Genomic DNA, 25,217 nt, shown 5'->3' with positions numbered 1-25,217 from the left:
GCGCCCGACTTTTTCACCCTCGCTGCCGACAGATAGATACGTGTCACGAACCTGTCTCACCAGTCACGCGGTAACGACTTGTTCCTCCCATAATTGTGCAACGCGCAACGCCTAGGCGGCTCCGAGGCGCCGGGAGTGGGGCGCCGCGGAAAAACACGCCCAATTCACGCCCAAGGGGGACAATCGACATGCGCCATCTTCACGCCTGGCTGCTGGCTGGCACCGCTTTGTGTTCGCCTTTCGCCGCGAACGCCGCCGTCATCGAAGACAAGCCCGCCGCCGCGACCGATGCGACGACGGCTGATCCCGTGGCCGACGACGACGCTACCGCGGACATCATCGTCATCGGCCGCGGCGAAACGCGCCAGGTGCAGCGTATCAGCCAGGTCGATATCGAGCGCCTGCCGGCGGGCACCAGCCCGTTGAAGGCGATCGCCAAGCTGCCCAGCGTGAATTTCCAGTCGGCCGATGCCTTTGGCGCCTATGAATGGTCGGAACGCGTCTCGATCCGCAGCTTCAACCAGAACCAGATCGGCTTCACGCTCGACGGCATCCCGCTCGGCGACGGCAGCTACGGCAACACCAACGGCCTCCACATCAGCCGCGCGATCTCGTCGGAGAATATCGGCCAGACGATCGTGTCGCAGGGCGCCGGGTCGATCGGGACTCAGGCGACCAACAATCTCGGCGGCACCATCGAGTTCCTGTCGAGCGACCCCAAGCCCGTCTTCGGCATGACGCTGAACGGCACCTATGGCAGCGAGAACACCGTGCGCGCCTTTGGCCGGCTCGACACCGGCGTGCTCGGCGAGAACGGCCCGAGCGCCTATGTCTCCTACGGCTTCCTCGATACCGATAAATGGAAGGGGTTCGGCTCGCAGCGCCAGCACCAGATCAATGCGAAGTTCACTGCCCCGGTCGGCGCCATGCGGCTCGTCGGTACCTTCGATTTCTCGGACCGGCGCGAGAATGACTATCAGGATCTGTCGCTCGACATGATCCACCGCCTCGGTCTGCGTAACGACAATATCTCGAACAATTATCCGCTCGCCGTCGTGATCGCCGATACGCTGGCGTATAACAGCGCGCATCCGACCGCGCCGATCCCCTATCCCGCACCTTATGGCACCGCCGACGACGTCTATTTCGATGCCGCCGGTCTCCGCGTCGACTATCTCGCGTCGCTCGGCATCGAGACGGCGAAGGACGCGCCGATCCACGGCATGCTCAAGGCCTATTATCATTCGAACCATGGCCAGGGCATCTGGTACACGCCGTACACCGCGACGCCCGGCGGCGCGCCGCTCTCCGTGCGCACCACGGAGTATGACATCCGTCGCAAGGGCGTGTTCGGCTCGGTCGGCGGCATGCTGGCCTTCAACGACATCACCGTTGGCGGCTGGTACGAGAAGAATGATTTCCGCCAGGCGCGGCGCTTTTACGGCCTGACCAGCCGTAACGTCTCGACGCGGGATTCGCTCGACTTCCAGACCAATCCCTTCTTCACCCAGTGGGATTTCAATTACGATACCGAGACGGTCCAATATTATGTCCAGGACAAGATCGCGCTTGGTGCCCTGACGCTCGATTTCGGGTGGAAGGGCTTCGACGTCCGCAACGCGGCCGCGCCGATCGTCGGGGGTGGCCTCGCCGCCGGCAAGATCAAGGTGACTGACTGGTTCCAGCCGCATGCCGGCTTCAACTACAAGCTGAACGACAGCGCCGAGCTGTTCGGCGATTTCACGCAGGTGAAGCGCGCCTTCGTGTCGTCGGCCACGACCGGCCCGTTCGCGACGACTCAGCCGGGGTTCGATGCGCTGCTGACCACCGCCAAGCTCAAGCCCGAGGAATCGGATACCTATGAGCTGGGTGGTCGCTTCAAGAACCGCTGGTTCAACGGCCTGATCGCCGCTTATTATGTCGATTTCCGCAACCGCCTGCTCGGCGTGACGACGGGTGCCGGCATCGTCGGCAATCCGGTGATCCTCCAGAATGTCGGCTCGGTCCGCGCTTACGGGTTCGAGGCGGCGGGCGAAGTGAAGCTGCCGTACGGCTTCGGCGTCTTCGCCTCGTACAGCTATAACGACTCGACCTATCGCGATAATGTCAGCGCGACGGTGCTGACCAAGGGCAAGACCACCGTCGACAGCCCGAAGCACCTCGCCAAGGGCGAGATCACCTATGACCAGGGCATGTTCTTCGGCCGGTTCGGCGCGAATTATATGAGCCGGCGTTATTTCACCTACACCAACGACCAGTCGGTGCCGGGCCAGGTGATCTTCGACGCGACCCTCGGCGCCCGCGTCACCCTGCCGGGCGATCGCAAGGTCGAGGTGCAGCTCAACGCGACCAACCTGTTCGACAAGAAATATGTCTCGACCATCGGGTCGAACGGTTTCGGCAACAGCGGCGACAACCAGACGCTGCTCGCCGGCGCGCCGCAGCAGTTCTTCGTCACGGTGAAGACCGCTTTCTGATCGCTACGCCGCCGCCGTTCCCCGCTTCGGGTGGGAACGGCGGCGATTGGCTAGCGACGCCCGGCAAAAGCCTGCTACCCTGATTGCGATTGGCGCCGCTTGACGATGCGCCATACGGCAGGGGTGGGCATGACGGCGATTGTGGCGTTGCTGGCGGTGCTATCTGCCGATCCCTCCGGTGGTGCGCCTCATGTCCGGATATTGGCCGACTCATCAGGCAAGTGCGTCACGATCTGGAATGGTGAGACTGTCGACGACGAAGCGTTGCTCGACCGCGCAAGAACAGTGTCGGCTGAGGACAAGAAACGAGGCATTCACATCGACGGGAAGGTGGACGCGCCTTACCGGTGTATCGGCGGCGTTATCTACACGTTGCAAGCGGCGGGTTTCACGAAGATCGGCTTCATATCCGAACCGCCACCACGACGCGTCGTCGTCGAGGTCGACCGACGCTGCCGCCTGAAGCTCGATGGCCGGCGGATAACGCTCGATGTGCTGCGCGCGAGGTCTTCGGCTTGGGCGGCGGAAGGGGCGGATGTCCATTTTCGGGCCAGCTCGAGCGCGACCTATCAGTGCGTCGCGCCGATCGAAAAGGTCATTGCGGACGCGGGGGTAGGCAAGATCGCCTTTATCGGCGGCTCGGGAGCGCCATCCGAAGGAACGTCGAAATGACCATGGTAAAGCGGCTCGGGCTTGGGCTTTTTGCACTTCTTCTGCTGCTCGCCATCGGCCTCGCGGTGTGGGAACCGCTGACCGCGTCCGCCCCGCCTGCGCCCCCGGCGCATGCCTATGACGTGACGATCGCGCGCGACACTTTCGGCGTGCCGCATATCTTCGGCAGGACCGACCCCGACGTCGCCTATGGCATCGCCTATGCCCATGCCGAGGATGATTTCGCGACCCTGCAGGAAGTGCTCGCGATGACGCGCGGGCGGCTCGGCGCGATGACCGGCGGAGACGGGGCGAAGACGGATTATGTGCTTCATCTGCTCGGCGCGCGCGAGACGGTGGCACGCGATTACATGAAGCAGCCCGCGGACGTGCGCGCGCTGCTCGACGGCTATGCCTCGGGCCTCAACCATTATGCCGAGAAGCATCCGGGCGAGGTGCGGCTGGCGAAGCTCTTCCCGGTCGAGGGCCGGGATGTCGCGACCGGCTTCGTGCTGCGCTCGCCCTTCTTCTTCGGGCTGGATGCCGTGCTGGGCGCTCTCGCCGGCGACACGCCGCTGCCGAAGGAGAGTGCCGGCCCGGTGCCGGACGCGCCGGACATCACGCCGATCGGCCCCAACGGTAACGAGAATGGCTCAAACGCCTTTGTCGTCGCGCCGAAACGGTCGGCGGACGGCTTCACCCGGCTCGTCTCCAACTCGCACCAGCCCTGGCGCGGCGGCGCTGCCTGGTATGAGCTGGTGGTGCATTCGCGGACCGGCTGGGATTTCGCCGGCGCGACCTTCCCAGGCGCGCCCTATCCGCTGCTCGGCCATAATCGCACGCTCGGCTGGACCAACACGGTCAACCGGCCCGATCTGATCGATGTCTACAAGCTGGTGCTCAACGCGGCGGGCGACGCCTATCGTTTCGACGGTAAATGGCGCCCGCTCGAAAAGACGCGGGTGTGGCTGCATGTGAAGCTGTGGGGTCCGTTCGTGCTGCCGGTGCCCAAGACGGTGCTGCGGGCGGTGCAGGGCCCCGTGGTCGAGAATGCCAAAGGCGCCTTAGCGCTCCGTTATGGCGGGGCTGACCAGTTGAAGATGGGCGAGGAATATTATCGGCTGAACCGCGCGCGTGACTTTGCCGAGTGGCAGAAGGCACTGGCGATTCAGGGCGTGCCGGCGACCAATTTCCTCTATGGCGACGCGGCCGGGAACATCGCCTATTTCTACAATGCCAGCTTCCTCAACCGGAAGCCGGGTTACGATTATGCCGGGGTGCTGCCGGGCGACACCTCGCGCGACCTCGCGCCCGGCACCGTGCCCTGGGCGCAGGTGCCGCGCAACGTGAACCCCGCTTCGGGCTTCCTGATCAACGCCAACAACACGCCCTTCCAGGCGGCGGGGGCGGGCTCGGAGATGAACCCGGCGGACTATTCGCCGCTGCTCGGTATCGAGACCGACACGACCAACCGCGCGACCCGCGCGCTTGAGCTGATGGGTGCCGATCCGTCGATCAGCGACGCTGACCTGCACCGCATCAAGTTCGATACCGGCGTCAGCCGGGTGAGCTGGGCGGCGAAATGGTTCGCCGATATTGCCGCGGTCGACCCCAAAGGAGACAAGACGCTGATCGATGCCCAGACGCTGCTGGCGAAATGGGACTGGAACTATGACGGCAAGGGCCCGGCTGACGCCATCGCCGCGCTGCTGCTGCGCGCCGGCAACAAATGGCATTACCAGCGCCGGCCCGAGGCCGATCCGCGCGAGGAACTCGCCACTGCCGCTGCCTATCTGACGACGCATTTCGGCCGGCTCGATCCGCCGCTCGGCGTCGTGCTCCGTGTGCGCCAGGGCAAGGTCGATCTGCCGATGGATGGCGGCCCCGACGTGCTCCGCGCCGCCGCCTTGTGGGACGAGGCGGCCGATGGTCGGCTGGCGGTGAAGCATGGCGACAGCTTCATCATGTTCATTGCCTGGGACAGGCAGGGCAAGGTCAGCTCGCAGTCGATCCAGCCCTTCGGCGCCGCCACCACGCGCCCCGATTCGCCGCATTATGCCGATCAGGCGCCGTTGTTCGTCCGACATCAGCTGAAGCCCGTATGGTTCGATCCGGCGCAGCTCAGGGGTCATGTCGAGCGGGTCTACCGGCCCTGATCGCCCCGATTGCGCGCTGAAATCGCCGCGTTATACCTGCGCAATATAATTGCTTTTCGAGGACGCATTTTCATGAACATCAAGTTGTTCGCGCTTGCGGGCGTGGCGCTCGGCGCGCTGGCGACTCCCGTCGTGGCGGCGCCGCCCCAGGCGGCAGCCAGGCCGGTTGCGGCCAAGCCAGCCCCGGTCTCCGTGCTCGCGAAGAGCGTCGACATTCCATACCAGGAATTCACCCTCGCCAACGGCCTGCGCGTGATCGTCCATACCGATCGCAAGGCGCCGATCGTCGCGGTCTCGGTCTGGTACAATGTCGGGTCGAAGTTCGAGCCAGCCGGCAAGACCGGCTTCGCGCATCTGTTCGAGCATCTGATGTTCAATGGCAGCGAGAATGCGCCGGGCGACTATTTCGGGCCGATGAAGGAAGTCGGCGCGACTGACTTGAACGGCACGACCTGGTTCGACCGCACCAATTATTACGAGACGGTGCCGACGCCCGCGCTCGACCGCGCGTTGTTCCTCGAGAGCGACCGCATGGGCTATCTCACCGGCGCGGTCACGCAGGGCGTGCTCGACGAGCAGCGCGGCGTCGTCCAGAACGAGAAGCGCCAGGGCGACAACCAGCCCTTCGGCCTGGTCGAATACAGCCAGCTCGACGCCCTCTTCCCGGAGGGCCATCCCTATCGCCACTCGACGATCGGGTCGATGGCCGATCTCGATGCCGCCAGCCTCGCCACGGTGAAGGACTGGTTCCACGATCATTATGCGCCGAACAACGCGATCCTGTCGCTGGCGGGCGATATCGACCTCGCCACGGCGAAGCCGCTCGTCGAGAAATATTTCGGTGCGATTCCGCGCGGCCCGGTCAGCGTCGTGCCCAAGGCGGACGTCCCCGACCTCGCCGCCGCCAAGGCGGAGGTGATGAAGGACCGGGTCTCGACCACCCGCATCTACCGCATGTGGGCGGTGCCCGGCGTCAACGACAAGGACGCCGTGCTGCTCGACGTGACGGCGGGCGTGCTCGGTGGGCTGTCGAGCTCGCGGCTCGACAATGCGCTGGTGCGCAAGGAAAAGATCGCGGTTCGCGTTTCGGCCAGCAACCAGACCTTCGCGCAGATCGGTCTGTTCGAAGTCTATGCCGATGTGAAGCCGGGTGTCGATCCGGCGCTGGTCGCGAAACGACTGGATGAGGTGATGGCCGATCTGGTCGCCAAGGGCCCCACCGCCGACGAAGTGCAGCGTGTTGCCACGGGCAGCGTGACCAGCACGATCCAGGGCCTGGAGTCGGTCGGCGGCGGCAATGGCAAGGCGGCGCAGCTCGCGCAGGGCGCGCTCTATTCGAACGATCCGGCCTTCTACAAGAAACAGCTCGCGACCATGGCGGGCGCGACGCCGGCGAGCGTCAGGGCCGCGACCGCCAAATGGCTGACTCGCCCGGTCTATGCGCTGACCGTCGTGCCGGGCCCGCGCGAGGCCTATACCGAGGCAGCGCCGGTCGAGCCCAAGCCGTCGACGGACGTGCCGGTCAAGGGCACGCGCGGCGCAATGCCCGGCGTGGCCAATATCTCCGACATCGATTTCCCGCCGGCGGTGCACACCAGCCTGAAAAACGGCATCGAGCTGATCTATGCCCAGCGCGGCGCCGTGCCGATCACCCAGGCGGTGATCAGCTTCGATGCCGGCGTGGCGGCCGATCCGGCGACCAGGCTGGGCACGCAGCAGCTGACCCTCGGCATGATGGACGAAGGCACGACCACGCTCGATTCGATCCAGATCGCCGAGGCGAAGGAGCGGCTCGGCGCCGCGATCGGCTCCGGCGCCAGTGCCGACCGCACCAGCCTGACCCTGTCGGCGCCCAGCCCGAACCTGGTGCCGGCGCTCGACCTGTTCGCCGATATCGTGCGCAACCCGGCCTTCGCGCCGGCCGAGGTCGACCGGGTCAAGAACCAGCAGCTCGCGCAGATCCAGGCCGAGCTGACCAACCCGGGGGGGCTCGCGACGCGCGTCATGCCGCGGCTCGTCTATGGCCCGGCCTCGCCCTACGCCAAATCGTTCGGCAGCGGCGATCCCAAGGCCGTGGCGGCGCTGACCCGCGACGATCTGATCGCGTTCCAGCACGCCTGGCTCCGGCCGGACAAGGCACGCATCTTCGTCGTCAGCGATCGGCCGCTCGCCGAAGTGAAGGCAGCACTCGACGCCGAATTCGGCGACTGGACCCCGACGGGTGCGGCGGGCGTGAAGGATTTCTCCGCGCCGTCGACGCCCTCGGCGCCGAAGATCGTGCTGATCGACCGGCCCGATTCGCCGCAGTCGCTGATCTACGCCGCGACCCCGACCAGCCTGAAAGGCACGGACGATTTCGTGCCGCTGCTTGCGGCCAACGACACGCTTGGCGGTGGCTTCCTGTCGCGGATCAACATGGATCTGCGCGAGGACAAGCACTGGTCCTATGGCGCCGGCGGCGGCTTCCAGCGTGCCGAATTCGCCGCGCCCTATGTCATCCAGGCGCCCGTCCAGGCTGACAAGACCGGCGCCTCGATCGCGGCGGTTCGGGCTGACGTGCAAGACTTCCTGACGACCAAGGGCATCACCCCGCTCGAATTCGACCGGACGATCACGGGCACGATTCGCTCGCTGCCCGGAAACTTCGAAACGGCGGGCGCGGTGCTGTCGGGCATGCAGTCGAACAGCCTCTACAAGCGGCCCGACGATTATTATGCGAAACTTCCCCAGGTCTATCGCGGGCTGAAGGTTGCCCAGCTTGACGCTGCGGCACGCGCGGTAATCGATCCGTCCAAGCTGATCTGGGTGGTCGTGGGCGATGCGAAGACGGTTCGGCCCCAGCTTGACAGCCTCGGGCTGCCGGTTGAGGTGGTGCCCGCGGCGTCCGTCGCGGACGTGCGCTAGGGATTCATGGAGAGACGGATATGGCTGGAATCGACGGCACCTGGGATGCGACGGTCAAGTCGCCGCTTGGCGATCAGAAGATGACGCTGACGATCAAGACCGATGGCGGCACCTTCACCGGTACCAACAGCGGCGCGATGGGGTCGACCGACATCAACGGCACCGTGGACGGCGATACCATCCACTGGAGCATGAACATCACCGTGCCGATGCCGATGACGCTGGACTGCACCGCGACCGCGGACGGCGACACGCTGGCCGGCTCGGTCGGCGCTGGCGCGTTCGGCAGCTTCCCGCTGACGGGCACGCGCACCGGCTGATCTGCAGTCTTGGTGAGATGAAGAGGCCCGCTTTCCGCAAGGAGGGCGGGCTTTTTCTATGAGCGCGCCAGCCGGGTCACATGGCCCATCTTGCGGCCCGGCCGCACCGTCTTGCCGTACAGGTGCAGATGCGCGCCCGGCTCGGCGAGGATCTCCGCCCAACGATGGGCGTCCTCGCCGATCAGATTCTCCATCTCGACGCCCGGTGCCGTCAGCCCGGTGTCGCCGAGCGGCAGGCCGCAGATCGCGCGGATATGATTCTCGAACTGCGAGGTCACCGCGCCCTCGATCGTCCAGTGCCCCGAATTATGGACGCGCGGTGCCATCTCGTTGAACACCGGACCATCCTCGGTCGCGAAGAACTCCAGCGTCAGCACGCCGACATAGCCGAGCGTATCCGCCACGCGCCCGGCCAGCGCCGCCGCTTCGGCCCAGTGACGCGCGATCTCGGCGGGGGCGGGCAGCGAGGAACGGTCGAGGATGCCGTCGACATGCTGGTTCCAGGGCGGCGGATAGCTGACCATCGCGCCGTCGGCGCCGCGCGCCAGGATGATCGAGAATTCGTGGCTGAAGGTGACGAAGCCTTCGAGGATCGCCGGACGCGCGCCGATCTCGGCCCAGGCGCTTTCTGCATCGTCGGCGGTGCGGAGCCGGACCTGGCCCTTGCCGTCATAGCCGAGCCGCAAGGTCTTGAGGATTGCCGGGGCGCCGATCTCGGCCAGTGCCTGTTTCAGCTCGTCGAGCGTGGTGACCTTGCGCCACGGCGCGGTGCGGCCGCCGAGACCGTCGACGAAGCTCTTCTCGGTCGCCCGGTCCTGCGCGACTTCCAGCGCGGCGGGGGCGGGGTGCACCGGCAGCTTCGTTGCGAGATAGCGGATCGGGTCGATCGCGATATTCTCGAACTCATAGGTCACGACATCGGCCGAGGCGGCAAGCTCGTCGAGGATGATTCGGCTGTGATAATCGGCACGGGTGAAGCTCGACGCGGTCTGCGCGGCGACGCTCTCGGCATCCGGCGCGAGGATCTGGGTGCGATAGCCAAGCTGTGCCGCCGCGACCGCGAGCATCCGCCCGAGCTGGCCGCCACCGAGGATGCCGATCGTGGAGCCGGGTGGAAGCATCGTCATTCGGGGTCGGTCGCGACGCTGTCCGTCTGTGCGGCACGCCACTTCTTCAGCCGCTCGGCGAGCAGCGCGTCGCTGGTGGCGAGGATCGCGGCGGCGAGCAGGCCGGCATTCTTCGCGCCGGCCTTGCCGATGGCGAGCGTGCCCACGGGCACGCCGCCGGGCATCTGCACGATCGAGAGCAGGCTATCCATGCCCTTCATCGCCTTGGATTCGACCGGCACGCCCAGCACCGGCAGGTGAGTCATCGCGGCCGCCATGCCGGGCAGATGCGCGGCCCCGCCCGCGCCGGCGATGATCACCTTCAGCCCGCGATGCTCGGCCTGGGCGGCATAGTCGTAGAGCCGCAGCGGGGTGCGGTGCGCCGACACCACCTTGGTTTCATGCGGCACGCCCAGCGCGGCGAGCGCATCCGCGGCATGGCGCATCGTGTCCCAGTCGGACGCGCTGCCCATGATGATGCCGACAAGGGGATGATCCGACATGAAATACCCCGGTAAAAAGGAGCGGTTTCCTAACCATGGGACACCGCAAGGGCAACGTACTTACTCAAAAGGTCAGCGCTCGCTCAGATAATAGCGGTCGGTCGCGTTCAGCGCCTCGTCGAGTTCGTAGACGATCGGCTGGCCGGTGGGGATCTCCAAGCTGGTGATCTCGTCGTCGGGAATATTCGACAGATGCTTGACCAGCGCGCGCAGCGAATTGCCGTGCGCCGAGATCAGCACGCGCTGCCCGGCCTTGAGCGCGGGGGCGATGCGCCCGTCCCAATAAGGCAACACGCGGGCGATGGTGTCCTTCAGGCTCTCGGTGTCGGGAATGGCGATGCCGGCATAGCGGCGGTCCTGCGACAGGTCGAACGGCCCGCCCGCTTCCATCGGGGGCGGCGGGATGTCGAAGCTGCGGCGCCAGATATGGACCTGCTCCTCGCCATGCTTCGCCGCGGTCTCGGCCTTGTCGAGGCCGGTCAGGCCGCCATAGTGCCGCTCGTTGAGATGCCAGTCCTTTTCGACCGGTAGCCACAGCCGCCCCATTTCCTCGAGCGCGAGGTTGAGCGTCTTGATCGCACGGGTCTGAAGCGAGGTGAAGGTCAGGTCGAAGTCCAGGCCTTTCTCCTTCATCAGCCGGCCGGCGGCACGGGCTTCCTCGGCGCCCTTTTCGGTCACGTCGACGTCCCACCAGCCGGTGAAGCGGTTCTCGAGGTTCCAGGCGGACTGGCCGTGGCGGATCAGGACGAGGGTGGGCATGGTTTCTCCCGGGCTATCGATGACGCGCCCGTCTCTAACGATTGATGTCCATGAGGCAACTTGCCCTGTGCATTCCCGGCGTGGCAATTGACCGCAAAAGGAGACTCTCCATGGCGATCGTACGGCAGACACTCGTATATAACGGGCCGGGCGGGCCGTTCGAGGGCGTGATCGCCTATGAGGACGAGATCACCACGATGCGGCCGGGCGTGCTCGTCGTGCCCAATATCCGCGGGCAGAAGGAAGCCGACACACTCAAGGCCGAGGCGCTGGCGAGGCTCGGTTATGTCGGGTTCGCCTGCGATGTGTTCGGCCAGGGCAAGCGCACCACGCATGAGTCACCCGACATGGCGATCTATATGAACGAACTGAACGCCGATCGCGGGCTGCTGCGCGACCGGTTGCAGGCGTCGCTCGATGCGTTGAAGGGGTTCGACCGGGTCGATCCGGCAAAGACCGCGGCGATCGGCTTCTGCTTCGGCGGCAAATGCGTGCTCGACATGGCGCGCGCCGGGCTCGACACGCTTGGCTGTGTCAGCTTCCACGGCGTGTACGACCGCCCGGACCATGCCAACGCCGTGCCGATCAAGCCGAAACTGCTCGTCTGCCACGGCTGGGACGACCCGCTGGCGCCAGCCGATGCAATGGTGGCGCTCAGCCGCGAGCTGACCGAGGGCGGGGCCGACTGGCAGATCCATGTCTATGGCAATGCCGGCCACGCCTTTACCGACCATGCGGCGAAAACCTCCACCCGGCCCGGGGTGGCTTATGAGGAGCGCGCTGACCGGCGGAGCTGGGAAGCGATGAAGGGCTTCCTGGCGGAGCTGTTCTAGCGAACCGCCACCGTTCGCCCTGAGCTTGTCGAAGGGCTGTTCTTCTTTTTGGCGGTTAAGAAAGAGCAGTGCGTCGACAAGCTCAGCACGAACGGGGTGAGAGTGCGCTCTTCCCTCAGATTGAATCGATCACCTCGGCCAGCACTTCGAGGCAGCTATGCCCGAGTTGCTTGCTCCGCTCCGGCGACCAGCCGAACTCGGCGTCCGGGTTCGGATCATGGTCCTTGAACGGCATCTCCAGCGTCATCGCCACCGCGCCGAAGCGTTCGGCGAGCTGGTTGGTCGACATGGTGAGATTGGCCTTGCCCGGGCTCGACTTCTCATAACCCTTCTCGATCTGGAAATCGGGGGTATGGGCCGCGAGGCGGCGGGCATAGTCGTAGAATTTGTCGCCGAGCGCGTCGGTCCACCCCGGAATGCCCTCGAAGCCGGCGAGGAAATTGGCGGGGATCGCTTCGTCGCCATGCACGTCCATCGCGAAAGCGACGCCGGTCTCGTCCATCGCGTTGCGCACGCTCAGGACCTCGGGGCTCTTCTCGGGCGTCGGGGCGTGCCATTCGCGGTTGAGGTTCACGCCCGCGGCATTGGTGCGCAGATGGCCGCGAAAAGATCCGTCCGGGTTCATGTTCGGCACGACATGGAAGGTCGCCTTGGCGAGCAGCGCGGCGGTGACTTCGTCCTCGGTGTCGGTCAGCCGTTCCAGCGCGCCCTCCATCCACCATTCGGCCATGGATTCGCCGGGATGCTGGCGGGCATAGAGCCAGACCTGCTTCGGCCCCTCGCCGATGCGGAAATAGTCGATCGCGCGGCCGTCGAGCGACTGGCCGAGCTGGCGGTGAGTCACGCCGGGCTGCAGTGCGGTCGCGGCGACCAAAGCGTCGTGGCGCTCCATCGTATAGGGCGCGAAATAGGCGAACCAGACCAGCTCGCTATCGCCCTCCCAGTCGAACTCGAGCACGCCGTCGGCATAGCGCGTCTCGGTCATGCGCCAGTCGATCCGGTCGGTCGAGACGCGTGCCTTGTAGCCGGGCCAGCCGAACGGATAGGCCGAAGACCCCGCATTGACGATGCGATAGGTCAGCTTGCGCCCCTTCGCCCCGGCGACGCGGAAATAGAACCATTGGAAGAAGTCCGACTGGTGATCCTGCACGATCTCCAGGTCGATCCGGTCGCCGGCAATGGCGACCAGGCGGATGTTGCCGCCATCGAAGGCGGCGTTGATCTGAATGCTCATCTGACGGTGATAGAACGGCCGGATTCGCCGGGGAACCCCAGGAACAGGGCATGGGCCAATTTGCTCGCCGCCGCGTTTGCCTGCGCCTCGGGCGCCTTGTCGTCGGCCTGAGTCTGGGCGCGGCCTTCCCAGATGGTCGTGCCGTCGCTGCGCCGGCGGATCTGCACTGACAGCTCCGTCGCGACGACATAGCGCGACTTCGCCTTGCCGATCGGGAAGGAAACGCCGCCGCCGACCCCGACTCCGCCGCCACGCCCGCCGCTATAGGAGCCGCCGCCAAGGCCGATGCTGAATGGCGGTGGCTTGGGTGGTCCCTCCAGCGTGGTGCGGGTGAAGCCGACCACGGCGAGATACTGGCCGCGCACGTCGGCGGGCGCCGCGGTATAGCCCGACTGGACCAGCTCGGCCTCGACCGCCGAGGCATAGGTCGCGAATTCGAGGCTCGCCGGCCCGCCGCCGGGCAGCGGCTCGACCGTGACGGTGCCGCGCTCGAGCGGCGCGCCGAGATGGAAGCGCGTCACCTGGACCGGGCCGCTGACGGTCGTCGCACATCCTGCCAGGCTGGTCGCCGCGAGTGCGATGAACAATGTCCGTGCCGTCGTCATGCTGCCCGTCATCTTAGCCTGTCCTTCGAACCGATCGTTGCGTCACTGTAACGCTGTAAGCGATAACGCACGATAGACGCATCCGGGTTCCGTGTCGCGCGGGTTGACTTGGGACCCGCTCGTCCATATGCGGACGCCTCTTTCCAAAACCCGAGAATCAAAGAAGCGAATCGATCATGAAGATCCGCAATTCCCTGAAGTCGCTCAAGGGCCGGCATCGCGACAACCGCGTGATCCGCCGCCGTGGCCGCACCTATGTCATCAACAAGACGAACCGCCGCTTCAAGGCCCGCCAGGGCTAAGTGAGCCGGCCGGCTGCCGTCGTCTTCGACGTCGGCAACGTCCTGTATGACTGGAACCCCCGGTTCCTTTACGAGCGCCTGATCGAGGACGATCGGGCGCTCGATGCATTCCTGCGCGATGTCGCGACCAAGGAATGGCATTTCCAGCACGATCTGGGCCGCCCCTTCGCCGAGACCTCGGCGGAGCTGAGCGCGTTGTACCCGGAATATGCCGAGATGATCGCCCTTTGGGGGCCGCGCTTCAGCGACACGATCCCGGGCTTGCTGCCGGGCATGGGCGAGCTGGTCGAGGAGATCGACGCGGCCGGCGTGCCGCTGTTCGCCATCACCAATTTCTCGGGCGAGTTCTGGCGCCCCTTCCGTGACCGTGAAGCCGCCACCTTCGACCGGTTCCGCGATATCGTGGTCTCGGGCGACGAGCGGCTGGTGAAGCCCGATCCCGCCATCTACCACCTCGCGCTCGACCGCTTCGGTCTTCAGCCTGGCGAGGCGGTGTTCATCGACGACCGCGAGGACAATGTCGCCGCGGCGAACGGAGTCGGGATGCGCGGCCTGCAGTTTGTCGACGCTCCGACGTTGCGCGGGCAGCTCAGCGCGCTGGGGCTACTCCGCGCCTGATTCGTCCAACAGCGACCCGGGTTTTTTGCTGTTACGCCGCTCCCCTTTTTTCTTTCGCTGTTATGTTGGAATTCCGGGCCGATTTGGGCGAGCGATTCCAGCGGGTTGAGGTGGCTTTTCCCTGTTACGGCGTAACAGCGGAAAAAATGCCGAAAAAATGTCGAAAACGGCGCGGTTTTTCCGCGTAACAGGGGCGTGGCACCGCGCGGTTATCGTCCAACATCATCCAGCCATGTCAAAGAGCGCGCCCGGCTTGCGGACCGCGTCACGCTCTCATGATCGGCGCCTGCGTTGAATCGAGGCTGCTTGTCCGCATGCGCATATTTGTGTACACCGTGTACATATCTGGAGGCGATCATGGAAATGTCGGTTCGCGAGGCACGGGCGCAGTTTGCGCGGGCTCTCGCCGCGGTTGAACGCGGCGAACGTGTGACGATCACCAAACACGGCGTTGCGGTGGCGGAACTCGGTCCGGCTCCGGCAAGGAAGACGCTGGACTGGAGGGCACTCGAACGATTTCGCCAAGATCGGGGTTGGGGCGCTCTTACGGCCGAAGAAATGTGGCCGGCTGATTTCAACGATCCGGAATATAGTCGCAGGGCACTGATGCTTGATGGGAATCCTGACGTCGAACCGCAATGACACTGCTGCTCGATACGCATATTGCACTCTGGCTCGTCCGCGACCCGAGCGTGTTGCGTCCGGCGGAATTGGCAGCGATCGAAGAAAATGATTCCCTCGTATCGGCGATCTCGCTCTGGGAGTTGCGCCTCAAATGGGAGCGCGTCACGGCCTCGGGTGCGAGAAAGGGGGCAGCCGATCCGGTCGAGATTCGAGCGGGGCTCGATATCCTGGGCATCGGCATCCTGGTCCTGACAACCGATCAGGCCGTCGCATGGCTAAAGCATCCGACACCGCACCGAGACCCGTTCGCAGAAATTCTGCTGATCCAGGCACAGGAGTTGGGCGTCAAACTGCTTACCCGTGACCGGTTGCTGGCCAGCCACCCTTTGGCGCTTACGCCTTAGGAACTAGCCGCCATAGCCTTTCAACTCGTCGCCGATCACCCGCACGACGTGCAGCACATTGGTCGAGCCGGGCGTGCGGAACGGGACACCGGCGATGATGATCAGCCGGTCGCCGGCCTTGGCGATATTGTGGCGGATCGCCATGCGCTTGGCCTTGGCGACCATGTCCTCGAAGGATTCAACGTCGCGGGTGTGCACCGCATGCGTGCCCCAGAGCAGGCCGAGCCGCCGCGCCGTCTCGATCTTCGGGGTCAGCACCAGCAGCGGCACCGAAGGCCGCTCGCGTGCGACGCGGCGGGCGGTGGAGCCCGACGAGGTGAAGCAGATGATCGCCGCCGCGGTCACGGTCGCCGCGATGTTCTTCGCCGCCTCGGCCAGCGCGTCAGCGGTGGTGGGGTCGGGGCGGGTGACGGTGAAATGAATTCGGTCGCCGTGCATCGGGTCGCGCTCGACCGCTTCACCGATCGAATTCATCATCGCGACCGATTCGATCGGCCAGGCACCCGCCGCGCTTTCCGCCGACAGCATGATCGCGTCGGCGCCGTCATAGACCGCGGTTGCCACGTCGGAGACTTCGGCGCGGGTCGGGGTCGGCGCGGTGATCATCGATTCGAGCATCTGAGTCGCCACGATCACCGGACGGCCGAGGCGGCGCGCGGTTTCGACGATGCGCTTCTGCAGCGGCGGCACCGATTCGGGTGGCAGCTCGACGCCGAGATCGCCGCGCGCGACCATCACGCCATCGCATTGCTCGACGATCTCCTCCAGCCGGTCGATCGCCGACGGCTTCTCTATCTTGGCCATCAGCGCGGCCTTGCCCTGAATCAGCTTGCGCGCCTCGGCGAGGTCCTCCGGGCGCTGGACGAAGCTGAGGGCGATCCAGTCGACGCCCTGGTCGATCGCGAAGGCCAGGTCGCTGCGGTCCTTTTCGGTCAGCGCCGCCATCGGCACGACCACGTCGGGCACGTTCAGCCCCTTGTTGTTGGACAGCGCACCGCCGACCACCACGGTGGTGACGATCTTCTTTTCCTCATGGCTCTCGACCCGCAGCACCAGCTTGCCGTCGTCGAGCAGCAGCCGTGCGCCCGGCTCGATGGCCTCGAAGATCTCGCGGTGGGGCAGCTCGACCCGGGTCGCGTCGCCCGGCGTCTTGTCGCGGTCGAGGATGAAGGTCGATCCGGTGACCAGCTCGGTGCGGCCGCCCTCGAACTTGCCGACGCGCAGTTTCGGGCCCTGCAGATCGGCGAGGATGGTGGTAGGGCGGCCATATTTCTTTTCGAGACTGCGGATCGCCTGGATCACCGCGACCTTCGAGGCCTGGTCGCCGTGGCTCATGTTCACGCGGAAAGCGTCGGCGCCTGCTTCGAACAGCTTGCCGATCATCTCGGCGGTGCTGCTGGCGGGCCCCAGTGTCGCGAGCACGCGCACCTTGCGCGATCGGGGGCTGATGGCCTTGGTCATGTAACGCGTTCCTCGGCTTGTGCGCGCTTGGCTCTAACCCCTATCACGGGGGGATCAACCGTGGAGCGCGTAAAATGGCCGAATTGGAGACGATCGACGATGCCGTGGCGGCAGCCGCCTTCCGCCGGCTCGTGCTGCATTTGCGCCACCGCAGCGACGCGCAGAATGTCGACCTGATGGGACTCGCCGGATTCTGCCGCAACTGTCTGTCCGACTGGGTGCAGGAGGCGTCCGGCAGCACGCTCGACAAGGAGGGCGCGCGCGAAGCGATCTACGGCATGCCCTATGCGCAGTGGAAGGCGGACCATCAGGGCGAGGCGTCGCCCGAGCAGCTCCGGCGCATGGCGGAGAGCGTCGCGAAGAATGCGTGAAGATGCGTGACGGGCGCGCCGCGCTGGCTTAAAGCCCCCCACCTTTCCAACGAATCAACCCCGGGGACTATTTCATGAGCGACGTGATCGCCGCCGACCAGCTTCGCCTTTTGATCGAGCGCATCGAGCGGCTCGAGGAAGAGAAAAAGGGCATCGCGGACGACATCAAGGACGTCTACGCCGAATGCAAATCGACCGGCTTCGACACCAAGACGATCCGCACCATCGTCAAGCTGCGCAAGATGGAAAAGCATCACCGCGACGAGGCCGAGATGCTGCTCGACACCTACAAGGCAGCGCTCGGACTCGACTAAGCCACCCTTTTCCGTTCGTCCCGAGCTTGTCGAAGGACTGTTCTTTCTTCTACCTCAGGTGCAGCAAGGGCAGGGCTTCGACAAGCTCAGCCCGAACGGTTAGTTTTCAGGACGTCCCATGGCAGGCCATTCCAAATACAAGAACATCATGTACCGCAAGGGCGCACAGGACAAGAAACGGTCCGCCGCCTTCTCCAAGCTCAGCCGCGAAATCACCGTGGCGGCGAAGATGGGCACGCCCGATCCGGACATGAACCCGCGGCTGCGCGCGGCGGTCAACGCCGCCAAGGCGCAGTCGATGCCCAAGGACAATATCCAGCGCGCGATCGACAAGGCCGAGCGGGGCGACGGGGAGAATTACGAAGAGATCCGCTATGAGGGGTTCGGCCCCGGCGGCGTCTCGCTGATCATCGAAGCGCTGACCGACAATCGCAACCGCACCGCGACCAATGTCCGCACCGCCGTTTCGAAGAATGGCGGCAATCTGGGCGCGAGCGGCTCGGTCAGCCATGGCTTCGACCGGATGGGCCTGATCTCCTATCCGGCGAGCGCCGGCGATGCGGAAAAGGTGTTCGAGGCAGCGCTCGACGCGGGTGCCGAGGATGTCGAATCGGGCGATGATGGCCATGAGATCTGGACCTCGAACGACGCGCTGCACGAAGTGGTGAAGGCGCTGACCCCGGTGCTCGGCGAGCCCGAGGGCGCGAAGCTCGCCTGGAAGCCGCAGACGATGGTCGAGGTCGGCGAGGACGATGCCGGCCTGTTGTTCAAGCTGATCGATGTCCTCGACGAGGATGATGACGTGCAGCAGGTATGGGGCAATTACGACGTGTCCGACGCCGTGCTGGAGAAATTAGGGTGACCTCAATCCTCCCCGGGCCGGGGAGGATATGATCATCCTCGGCCTCGATCCCGGGCTCGGCACGACCGGCTGGGGGCTGATCCGTGCCGATGGCAACCGGCTGTCGCACCTCGCCAATGGCCGGCTGAAGACCGACAGCGCCGCGATGCTCCCCCGCCGGCTGGCGCACCTCGATGCGATGCTGGGCGCGCTGATCGTCGACCATGCGCCCGACGCGGCCGCGGTCGAGGAAGTGTTCGTCAACGCCAACCCGCAATCGACGCTGAAGCTCGGCCAGGCGCGCGGCGTGGTGCTGTGCGCGCTGGCGCGGACGGGGCTGGAGGTCGGCGAATATGCCGCGCGGCTGGTCAAGAAGGCGGTCGTCGGCACCGGCGCGGCGGAAAAGGCGCAGGTCCATGCCATGGTGGGGCGCCTGTTGCCGGGCGTGAAGATCGACGGCCCCGATGCCGCCGACGCGCTGGCGGTGGCGATCTGCCACGCGCATCACATCGCGAGCGCGCGCTCCCTCTCCCGTTCGTCCTGAGCTTGTCGAAGGACTGTTCTTCTCTCTACGGTAGCCAGAAAGAACAGGGGTTGGCCTGCGGCCGGCCTCCGGCTCGACAAGCTCAGCCCGAACGGAAGATTTTTGGCCCATGATCGCCCATCTCAAAGGCCGCCTCGACTCCCTCGGTATCGATCATGCGGTGATCGATGTCGGCGGCGTCGGCTATCTCGTCGGCGCGTCGTCCCGCACCCTGGCTGCGATCGGGCCGGTCGGCGAGGCGGCGATGCTGCACACCGAGATGCTGGTCGCGGAGGATTTCATCCGCCTGGTCGGCTTCGCCACCGCGAGCGAGCGTGACTGGTTCCGGTTGCTGACCGGCGTCCAGGGCGTGGGCGCGCGCGTGGCGCTGGCGATCCTGTCGGCGCTCGACCCGTCCGACCTCAGCCGCGCCATCGCCGCGCAGGACAAGGCGATGGTCGCCCGCGCCAATGGCGTCGGGCCGAAGCTCGCCGAGCGCATCGTGCGCGAGCTGAAGGACAGGATCGGCGGCATCGCGATCGGCGGGGCGACCCCGGTCGCGGCGAGCGGCGCGGGCGCGGATGCGATCTCGGCGATGCTCAACCTCGGTTTCCGCCCCGCGGAGGCCAGCGCCGCGGTTGCCGCGGCGGAGGAAGAGCTGGGTTCGGGTGCCACGCTGGACGCGCTCGTGCGGCTGGCGCTGCGCAAGGCGTCCAGGGCGTGATCGCGCGGCTGTGGCATGGCGCCGTCCCGGCAGCCAAGGCGGAGGCCTATCTGGCGCATATGCGTGAGGTTGCCCTTCCCGACTATAAGTCGACGCCGGGCAATCTCGGCGCCTGGTGCCTGCACCGGGCCGAGGGCGCGGTGGTGCATTTCCAGATGCTGAGCTTCTGGCCGGACCTGGAAGCGATCAGGCGCTTTGCGGGCGAAGATCATGAGGTCGCGAAATATTACGACTTCGACCGGGATTTCCTGATCGAGCTGGAGCCGCACGTCACGCATTATGAGGTGCATGACGGGTAGGGTGATTCACCCCCCGTTCGCCCTGAGCTTGTCGAAGGGCTGTTCTTCCCTTGGGCGGAAGAAAGAACAGGGCTTCGACAAGCTCAGCCCGAACGGGGAGAGGAAGACCCGTCTAACGCTGGAACAGGGCTCAAGCGATCGGCGTGAGCAGCGGCTTGCCCGCGAAATGCGCGTCGAGATTGGCCACCACCAGCGCCGCCATTTCCGTGCGGCTCTCGACCGTGGCGCTGCCCTGGTGCGGGATGAGCACGACCTGATCCATAGTCCGGAATGCTTCCGGGACATGCGGCTCGTCGGCGAACACATCGAGGCCCGCGCCACGGATCGTCCCTGCCTCCAGCGCGGCGATCAGCGCAGGCTCGTCGACCAGGCTGCCGCGCGCGACGTTGATCAGCACGCCGTCCTTGCCGAGCCTGGCCAGCACATCGGCATTGACGATGTTGCGCGTCGCGTCGCCGCCAGGCGCGATCAGGATCAGCGTGTCGCACGCTTCTGCCAAAGCGCCGATGTCGGGCACGAAACGATAGCCCGAGTCCGGCCGCTCGTGCCGGGCGGTATAAAGCACTTCGCTGGCGAACACCGCGGCGCGCTTCGCGATCGCCTGACCGATCGTGCCGAAGCCGAAAATGCCGATTCGCCGACCACTGGAGCGCCGGCCAAGCGGGACGTTCCAGCCGCCTGCGCGAACCGTCCGGTCGTTGAAGGCGAGGCGCCGGTCGACCGCCAGCATCAGCCCGATGGCGAGATCGGCGACGTCGTCGGTGAGGATATCGAGCGTGGTCGTCACGCGCACGCCGCGCGCGCGGACCGCGTCGAGATCGATCCGCTCATAGCCGACGCCATTGACCGAGACGATCTCCAGCGCGGGCAGCCGGTCGAGCAGCGCCTGGTCGACCACCACCGATCCGCCGCCGACGATGGCGCGCGTTGTCGGTGGCGGATTGTCGCGGTGCACGACGAAGCGTTTTTCCAGCTCGTCCATCAGGGGGCCGGCCATCGCGGCGGGGAGATACAGGTCGGGAAGGTCGTTCATTGCGCCCTCATAGTGCGCGCGCCTTGCCCCCGCCAGCGTCGGCGCGCTATCGCCGCTCAGTGAGTGACAGCGACCGCCTTATCACGCCCGGACGCAAGCCCGAGGATATCGACGCGGCGCTGCGTCCGAAGTCGCTCGACGAGTTTGTCGGGCAGAAGGCGGCGCGGGAGAATCTGCGCGTCTTCATCTCGGCGGCGAGATCGCGCGGCGATGCACTCGATCATGTGCTGTTCTTCGGCCCGCCCGGGCTCGGCAAGACCACGCTGGCGCAGATCATCGCGCGCGAGATGGGCGTGGGGTTCCGCGCCACCTCCGGCCCGGTCATCGCCAAGTCGGGTGACCTCGCCGCGCTGCTGACCAATCTCGAGGACGGCGACGTGCTGTTCATCGACGAGATCCACCGCCTCGCGCCCGCGGTCGAGGAGGTGCTCTATCCCGCGATGGAGGACCGTGCGCTCGACCTGATGATCGGCGAAGGACCTTCGGCGCGCTCGGTCAGGATCGATCTGCCGCGCTTCACTCTGGTCGGTGCGACCACGCGCCAAGGCCTGCTCACCACGCCGTTGCGCGACCGGTTCGGCATTCCGGTGCGGCTCCATTTCTATACCGTCGAAGAGCTGGAAAAGGTCGTCACCCGGGCGGCGGCGTTGCTCGACCTGCATGTCTCGCCCGATGGCGCGCACGAGATCGCGCGCCGGTCGCGCGGCACGCCGCGCATCGCCGGGCGGTTGCTGCGGCGGGTGCGCGATTTCGCCAATGTCGCCGGGCGCGAGACGGTCGACGCGGTGGCGGCGGATGCGGCGCTCAACCGGCTCGAAGTCGACAAGCTCGGGCTCGACGCGATGGACCGGCGCTATCTGATGATGATCGCCGATGTCTATCGCGGCGGGCCGGTCGGGGTGGAGACGCTGGCGGCGGGCCTCAGCGAGCCGCGCGACACGGTCGAGGAAGTGATCGAGCCCTATCTGATCCAGTTGGGCCTGATCGCGCGCACCGCCCGGGGCCGGATGCTCAATGCGGGGGGGTGGAAACATCTTGGGCTCAATCCACCGGCCAGTACGCAGGATGGGCTGTTCGACTAGCCTGGAGCGCTTGTCCTCGGTTGAACGCCTCTGTCGACCTCGCGATTTTACCACTACGCTCCATCCGTTCTTGACTATTCCGAGGACTCGCGATGCTCACAGTGATGGCGATAGTGCTGCAAATAGCTGCGCCGCCCATTGACCCGTTTGCAGATCGTGCCTGGGGCCACTTCTCGCGAAGCCCCACGCTGGAGCATCGGACCGAAACGGTTGATATCGGGACCGACGGGAACGCGGGCGGCGTCGTGCAATATAAGCTGCGGCTGACGCAGCGCTTTCGTGACGGCTCTCTCACACGCGTTTGGGCCGACAGCCGGAGTTGCCCCGCCGTACATATGGTGATGGCGCGGCTTCGCGCCCTGAAGCCGCCGGCGATCGTGCCGCCCGGCCTCGGACCCGCGCCGACCGAAATTCTGGTTGACGGAATCGGCTATGGACTCACGATGCCGGTCGAGGATCAGCTTGGGCTCAGCCGCATGACGTGGACGAGCGATGTCGGCACGCCGCTTGCGGACTGGGTCGAGGATAGCCTCGCGCGCTTGAAATCATGCTGGAGGCCCAAGCCCTGAGCGCGGTGTGGCTGGTATCCGCAGCGGCGAGCAGGGCCGTGGCGAGCGGTGATCGCCACTTCTTCCCGGAACAGCAATCATGTTGCGCAGCATTATGGCCCAGCCCTTCACAATCTGTTAGCGCCAGATCATGCCCAGCGCCGCCGCCTCCGCCCGTGAGATCCTCGTCCGCCTCCACGACCTGATGGCGTCGCGCACCACGGCGCAGGCAAAGCTCAATTCAGTGGTGCAGATCGTCGGCGAGGCGATGTCGAGCGAGGTCTGCTCGATCTATCTGCTGCGCGACGGCGTGCTTGAACTCTACGCCACGCGCGGTCTGGCGCAGGAGGCGGTGCACGTCACCAAGCTCGCCATGGGCGAGGGCCTGGTCGGCACGATCGCGCAGGAAGTCGAGACGCTGAACCTGGACGAGGCCGCGTCGCACCCCGATTTCGCCTACAAGCCCGAAACCGGCGAGGAGAAATTCCACAGCTTCGCCGGCGTTCCGATCATCCGGCGCGAACGTGCGGTGGGTGTGCTGTGTGTCCAGCATGCCGATCCCCATAAATATGACGATGTCGAGATCGAAGCCCTGCAGACCGTCGCCATGGTGCTGAGCGAGCTGATCGCCAATGCCGATCTCGCCGATGCGAGCGGCGGCGCCTCGGCGCGTCCGCAGTCCACCGCGCCGATGCGCATCCCGGGCCTCAAGCTCGTCGATGGCATGGCGTCGGGCTATGCCGTCTATCACCAGCCGCGCATCACCATCGAGCATACCGTCGCGGACGATACCGAGGCGGAGCGCCACCGCGTCTATGCCGCGTTCGACAAGATGCGCGAGCAGATCGAGCGCATGGCGGCGCAGGCGGAGTTCGGCGTGGGTGGCGAGCATGACGAGGTGCTGCAGACCTACAAGATGTTCGCCTATGACGAGGGCTGGAGCCGCCGGATCAACGAGGCGATCGATTCCGGCCTGACCGCCGAGGCGGCGATCGAGCGTGTGCAGCAGCGCACCCGGATGCGCATGCGACAGATCGACGATCCGCTGCTCGCCGACCGGATGCACGACCTGGAGGACCTGTCCAACCGGCTGCTGCGCATCGTTTCCGGCCAGATGGGCACCGCGGCGCAGATGGGATTGCGGCAGGACACCATCCTGATCGCGCGCAATCTCGGGCCTGCAGAACTGCTCGAATATGACCGTCGCCGGCTGAAAGGTGTGGTGCTCGAGGAAGGCTCGCTCACCGCGCATGTCACGATCGTCGCGCGCGCCATGGGCGTGCCGGTGCTGGGTCGGGTCAAGAGCGTGCGCCAGCTGATCGGCGAGGGCGATCTGCTCCTGCTCGACGTGACCGAAGGCACCGTCTTTGCGCGCCCCTCGGCCGCGATGGAGGAAGCGTTCGAGACCAAGCTGCAGCTTCGCCAGAAGCGCCGCGCCGCCTTCGCCGCGCTCAAGACCGAAGCGCCGATCACCCTGGACGAACACCGGGTGACCGTGATGGTCAATGCGGGTCTTCGCGACGATGTCGCCGCGCTCGACCTGACCGGTGCTGACGGCATCGGCCTGTTCCGCACCGAATTCCAGTTCCTGATCTCGGCGACGCTCCCGGCGCGCGAGCGGCAGCAGCGGCTCTATCGCGACGTGCTCGACGCGGCGGGCGACCGGCCGGTGATCTTCCGCACCGTCGATATCGGCGGCGACAAGGCCCTGCCCTATCTCAACAAGGAAGATGCCGACGAGGAGAATCCGGCGATGGGCTGGCGCGCGCTCCGGCTCGCGCTGGATCGCGGCGGCCTGATGAAGGTTCAGGCCCGCGCGCTGCTCGAGGCGGCGTCGGGGCGCACGCTCAACGTGATGTTTCCGATGGTCTCCGAGCCCTGGGAGTTCGACGAGGCGCGCGGTTTGTTCGAGGCGCAGCGCGACTGGATGGCGGCGCGCGGGCGCAAGCTGCCGGCCGAGATTCGCTACGGCGCGATGCTTGAGGTACCGGCCCTGGCCGAGCAGCTCGACCTGCTGTTGCCCCATATCGATTTCCTGTCGGTCGGCACCAATGATCTGACTCAGTTCCTGTTCGCCGCGGACCGCGCCAATCCGAGGCTTGCCGAACGCTATGACTGGCTGAGTCCGGCGATCCTGCGCTTCCTGCGCCGGCTGGTCGCGCCGACGCGCGCCTCGAACGTCCAGCTCGCGGTATGCGGCGAGATGGGCGGGCGGCCGCTCGAGGCGATGGCGCTGATAGGGCTCGGCATCGACCGGCTGTCGATCACGCCCGCCGCGGTCGGGCCGATCAAGGCGATGGTCCGTTCGCTCGACCGCGCCGCGCTGGTCGCGTTCATGGACGAGCTGCTGGCGAAGCCGCCGCGCGACATGCGCGGGGCGCTGACGGCCTGGGCGGCAAAAAGCGGCGTCGAACTGGCATGATAGTGTGACAGGCAGCACCGCAGGCCGTTGACTCAGCGCAGTCCCTTTGTGAGACACGCGGCGGCGCGGGAAAATCATAGAGGGCGCAACCTGCCTCGCCGGA

26 protein-coding genes are annotated in these 25,217 nt (G+C 66.0%); 19 read left to right on the top strand and 7 right to left on the bottom strand.

Going from position 1 to position 25,217, the window contains the following annotated elements:
• Positions 1-188 precede the first annotated feature (188 nt).
• The 5 genes from ACZ1I2_RS00485 to ACZ1I2_RS00465 all read left to right on the top strand — a co-directional run bounded on the left by ACZ1I2_RS00485 (position 189) and on the right by ACZ1I2_RS00465 (position 8,508).
• Positions 189-2,477 carry a TonB-dependent receptor gene (locus tag ACZ1I2_RS00485; RefSeq protein ID WP_465175484.1) on the top strand — a complete coding sequence of 763 codons (2,289 nt, stop codon included), beginning with the start codon at positions 189-191 and terminating at the stop codon, positions 2,475-2,477.
• A gap of 99 nt (positions 2,478-2,576) precedes the next feature.
• On the top strand, positions 2,577-3,149 hold the full coding sequence (locus ACZ1I2_RS00480) for an ExbD/TolR family protein (protein WP_465175485.1): 573 nt from the start codon (positions 2,577-2,579) through the stop codon (positions 3,147-3,149).
• A gap of 2 nt (positions 3,150-3,151) precedes the next feature.
• Complete coding sequence (locus ACZ1I2_RS00475; protein WP_465177204.1) at positions 3,152-5,284, top strand: penicillin acylase family protein; 2,133 nt, start codon at positions 3,152-3,154, stop codon at positions 5,282-5,284.
• 72 nt (positions 5,285-5,356) lie between these two features.
• A complete protein-coding gene (locus ACZ1I2_RS00470; protein ID WP_465175486.1) occupies positions 5,357-8,188 on the top strand; it encodes a M16 family metallopeptidase in 2,832 nt (943 codons plus the stop codon).
• Between the two features lie 20 nt (positions 8,189-8,208).
• Positions 8,209-8,508 carry a hypothetical protein gene (locus tag ACZ1I2_RS00465; RefSeq protein WP_465171542.1) on the top strand — a complete coding sequence of 100 codons (300 nt, stop codon included), beginning with the start codon at positions 8,209-8,211 and terminating at the stop codon, positions 8,506-8,508.
• 56 nt (positions 8,509-8,564) lie between these two features.
• Here ACZ1I2_RS00465 and ACZ1I2_RS00460 read toward each other — a convergent pair whose 3' ends face one another.
• The 3 genes from ACZ1I2_RS00460 to gpmA all read right to left on the bottom strand — a co-directional run bounded on the left by ACZ1I2_RS00460 (position 8,565) and on the right by gpmA (position 10,876).
• Positions 8,565-9,635, bottom strand: a complete 1,071-nt coding sequence (locus ACZ1I2_RS00460; protein WP_465175487.1) for a 5-(carboxyamino)imidazole ribonucleotide synthase — start codon at positions 9,633-9,635, stop codon at positions 8,565-8,567.
• A complete protein-coding gene (gene purE / locus ACZ1I2_RS00455) occupies positions 9,632-10,117 on the bottom strand; it encodes a 5-(carboxyamino)imidazole ribonucleotide mutase (protein WP_465175488.1) in 486 nt (161 codons plus the stop codon). The genes ACZ1I2_RS00460 and purE overlap by 4 nt, the downstream gene beginning before the upstream one ends.
• Positions 10,118-10,189: 72 nt before the next feature.
• Complete coding sequence (gpmA, locus tag ACZ1I2_RS00450; protein WP_465171545.1) at positions 10,190-10,876, bottom strand: 2,3-diphosphoglycerate-dependent phosphoglycerate mutase; 687 nt, start codon at positions 10,874-10,876, stop codon at positions 10,190-10,192.
• 110 nt (positions 10,877-10,986) lie between these two features.
• On the opposite strand from gpmA, the gene ACZ1I2_RS00445 reads away from it, so the two are divergent.
• Positions 10,987-11,709 (top strand): dienelactone hydrolase family protein, encoded by a 723-nt coding sequence (locus ACZ1I2_RS00445; protein ID WP_465175489.1) that lies wholly within the window; start codon positions 10,987-10,989, stop codon positions 11,707-11,709.
• 115 nt (positions 11,710-11,824) lie between these two features.
• Here the strand turns inward: ACZ1I2_RS00445 and ACZ1I2_RS00440 are convergent, their stop codons facing one another.
• Complete coding sequence (locus ACZ1I2_RS00440; protein ID WP_465175490.1) at positions 11,825-12,943, bottom strand: M14 family metallopeptidase; 1,119 nt, start codon at positions 12,941-12,943, stop codon at positions 11,825-11,827.
• Positions 12,940-13,560: a DUF4136 domain-containing protein gene (locus ACZ1I2_RS00435; RefSeq protein ID WP_465171548.1), complete on the bottom strand. Its 621-nt coding sequence runs from the start codon at positions 13,558-13,560 to the stop codon at positions 12,940-12,942. The genes ACZ1I2_RS00440 and ACZ1I2_RS00435 overlap by 4 nt, the downstream gene beginning before the upstream one ends.
• Positions 13,561-13,724: 164 nt before the next feature.
• On the opposite strand from ACZ1I2_RS00435, the gene ykgO reads away from it, so the two are divergent.
• The 4 genes from ykgO to ACZ1I2_RS00415 all read left to right on the top strand — a co-directional run bounded on the left by ykgO (position 13,725) and on the right by ACZ1I2_RS00415 (position 15,496).
• A complete protein-coding gene (gene ykgO / locus ACZ1I2_RS00430; RefSeq protein WP_004210176.1) occupies positions 13,725-13,850 on the top strand; it encodes a type B 50S ribosomal protein L36 in 126 nt (41 codons plus the stop codon).
• Positions 13,851-14,468, top strand: a complete 618-nt coding sequence (locus ACZ1I2_RS00425; RefSeq protein WP_465171549.1) for an HAD family hydrolase — start codon at positions 13,851-13,853, stop codon at positions 14,466-14,468. It begins immediately after the preceding gene.
• 357 nt (positions 14,469-14,825) lie between these two features.
• Positions 14,826-15,110, top strand: coding sequence for a type II toxin-antitoxin system Phd/YefM family antitoxin (locus ACZ1I2_RS00420; protein ID WP_465171550.1), 285 nt, complete (start codon positions 14,826-14,828; stop codon positions 15,108-15,110).
• Positions 15,107-15,496, top strand: a complete 390-nt coding sequence (locus tag ACZ1I2_RS00415) for a type II toxin-antitoxin system VapC family toxin (RefSeq protein WP_465171551.1) — start codon at positions 15,107-15,109, stop codon at positions 15,494-15,496. Before ACZ1I2_RS00420 ends, ACZ1I2_RS00415 begins: the two co-directional genes overlap by 4 nt.
• A gap of 3 nt (positions 15,497-15,499) precedes the next feature.
• On the opposite strand, the gene pyk is transcribed toward ACZ1I2_RS00415, so the two are convergent.
• A complete protein-coding gene (gene pyk, locus ACZ1I2_RS00410) occupies positions 15,500-16,957 on the bottom strand; it encodes a pyruvate kinase (protein ID WP_465171552.1) in 1,458 nt (485 codons plus the stop codon).
• Positions 16,958-17,031: 74 nt separating this feature from the next.
• Here pyk and ACZ1I2_RS00405 point away from each other — a divergent pair, with 74 nt between their 5' ends.
• From ACZ1I2_RS00405 to ACZ1I2_RS00380, 6 genes are all read left to right on the top strand, one after another.
• Complete coding sequence (locus ACZ1I2_RS00405) at positions 17,032-17,328, top strand: DUF1244 domain-containing protein (RefSeq protein ID WP_465171553.1); 297 nt, start codon at positions 17,032-17,034, stop codon at positions 17,326-17,328.
• Positions 17,329-17,402: 74 nt separating this feature from the next.
• Positions 17,403-17,642, top strand: a complete 240-nt coding sequence (locus ACZ1I2_RS00400; RefSeq protein WP_465171554.1) for a DUF2312 domain-containing protein — start codon at positions 17,403-17,405, stop codon at positions 17,640-17,642.
• A gap of 118 nt (positions 17,643-17,760) precedes the next feature.
• Positions 17,761-18,504 (top strand): YebC/PmpR family DNA-binding transcriptional regulator, encoded by a 744-nt coding sequence (locus tag ACZ1I2_RS00395; protein WP_465171555.1) that lies wholly within the window; start codon positions 17,761-17,763, stop codon positions 18,502-18,504.
• A 28-nt stretch (positions 18,505-18,532) separates the two neighbouring features.
• On the top strand, positions 18,533-19,027 hold the full coding sequence (gene ruvC, locus ACZ1I2_RS00390) for a crossover junction endodeoxyribonuclease RuvC (protein WP_465175491.1): 495 nt from the start codon (positions 18,533-18,535) through the stop codon (positions 19,025-19,027).
• A gap of 109 nt (positions 19,028-19,136) precedes the next feature.
• Complete coding sequence (gene ruvA, locus ACZ1I2_RS00385; RefSeq protein ID WP_465171557.1) at positions 19,137-19,730, top strand: Holliday junction branch migration protein RuvA; 594 nt, start codon at positions 19,137-19,139, stop codon at positions 19,728-19,730.
• On the top strand, positions 19,727-20,029 hold the full coding sequence (locus ACZ1I2_RS00380) for an antibiotic biosynthesis monooxygenase family protein (RefSeq protein WP_465175492.1): 303 nt from the start codon (positions 19,727-19,729) through the stop codon (positions 20,027-20,029). The genes ruvA and ACZ1I2_RS00380 overlap by 4 nt, the downstream gene beginning before the upstream one ends.
• A 130-nt stretch (positions 20,030-20,159) precedes the next feature.
• Here the strand turns inward: ACZ1I2_RS00380 and ACZ1I2_RS00375 are convergent, their stop codons facing one another.
• Positions 20,160-21,062 carry a 2-hydroxyacid dehydrogenase gene (locus ACZ1I2_RS00375; RefSeq protein ID WP_465171559.1) on the bottom strand — a complete coding sequence of 301 codons (903 nt, stop codon included), beginning with the start codon at positions 21,060-21,062 and terminating at the stop codon, positions 20,160-20,162.
• A 59-nt stretch (positions 21,063-21,121) separates the two neighbouring features.
• On the opposite strand from ACZ1I2_RS00375, the gene ruvB reads away from it, so the two are divergent.
• The 3 genes from ruvB to ptsP all read left to right on the top strand — a co-directional run bounded on the left by ruvB (position 21,122) and on the right by ptsP (position 25,114).
• The gene (gene ruvB / locus ACZ1I2_RS00370) at positions 21,122-22,144 is read left to right on the top strand and encodes a Holliday junction branch migration DNA helicase RuvB (protein ID WP_465171560.1); all 1,023 of its coding nucleotides are present in this window, start codon (positions 21,122-21,124) and stop codon (positions 22,142-22,144) included.
• A 92-nt stretch (positions 22,145-22,236) separates the two neighbouring features.
• On the top strand, positions 22,237-22,713 hold the full coding sequence (locus ACZ1I2_RS00365) for a hypothetical protein (RefSeq protein ID WP_465171561.1): 477 nt from the start codon (positions 22,237-22,239) through the stop codon (positions 22,711-22,713).
• A 130-nt stretch (positions 22,714-22,843) separates the two neighbouring features.
• Complete coding sequence (gene ptsP, locus ACZ1I2_RS00360; RefSeq protein WP_465171562.1) at positions 22,844-25,114, top strand: phosphoenolpyruvate--protein phosphotransferase; 2,271 nt, start codon at positions 22,844-22,846, stop codon at positions 25,112-25,114.
• Positions 25,115-25,217: the final 103 nt, after the last annotated feature.

Source organism: Sphingomonas sp. BL-S-29, from assembly GCF_055521495.1.
This window is presented reverse-complemented; position numbering and strand designations above follow the sequence as displayed.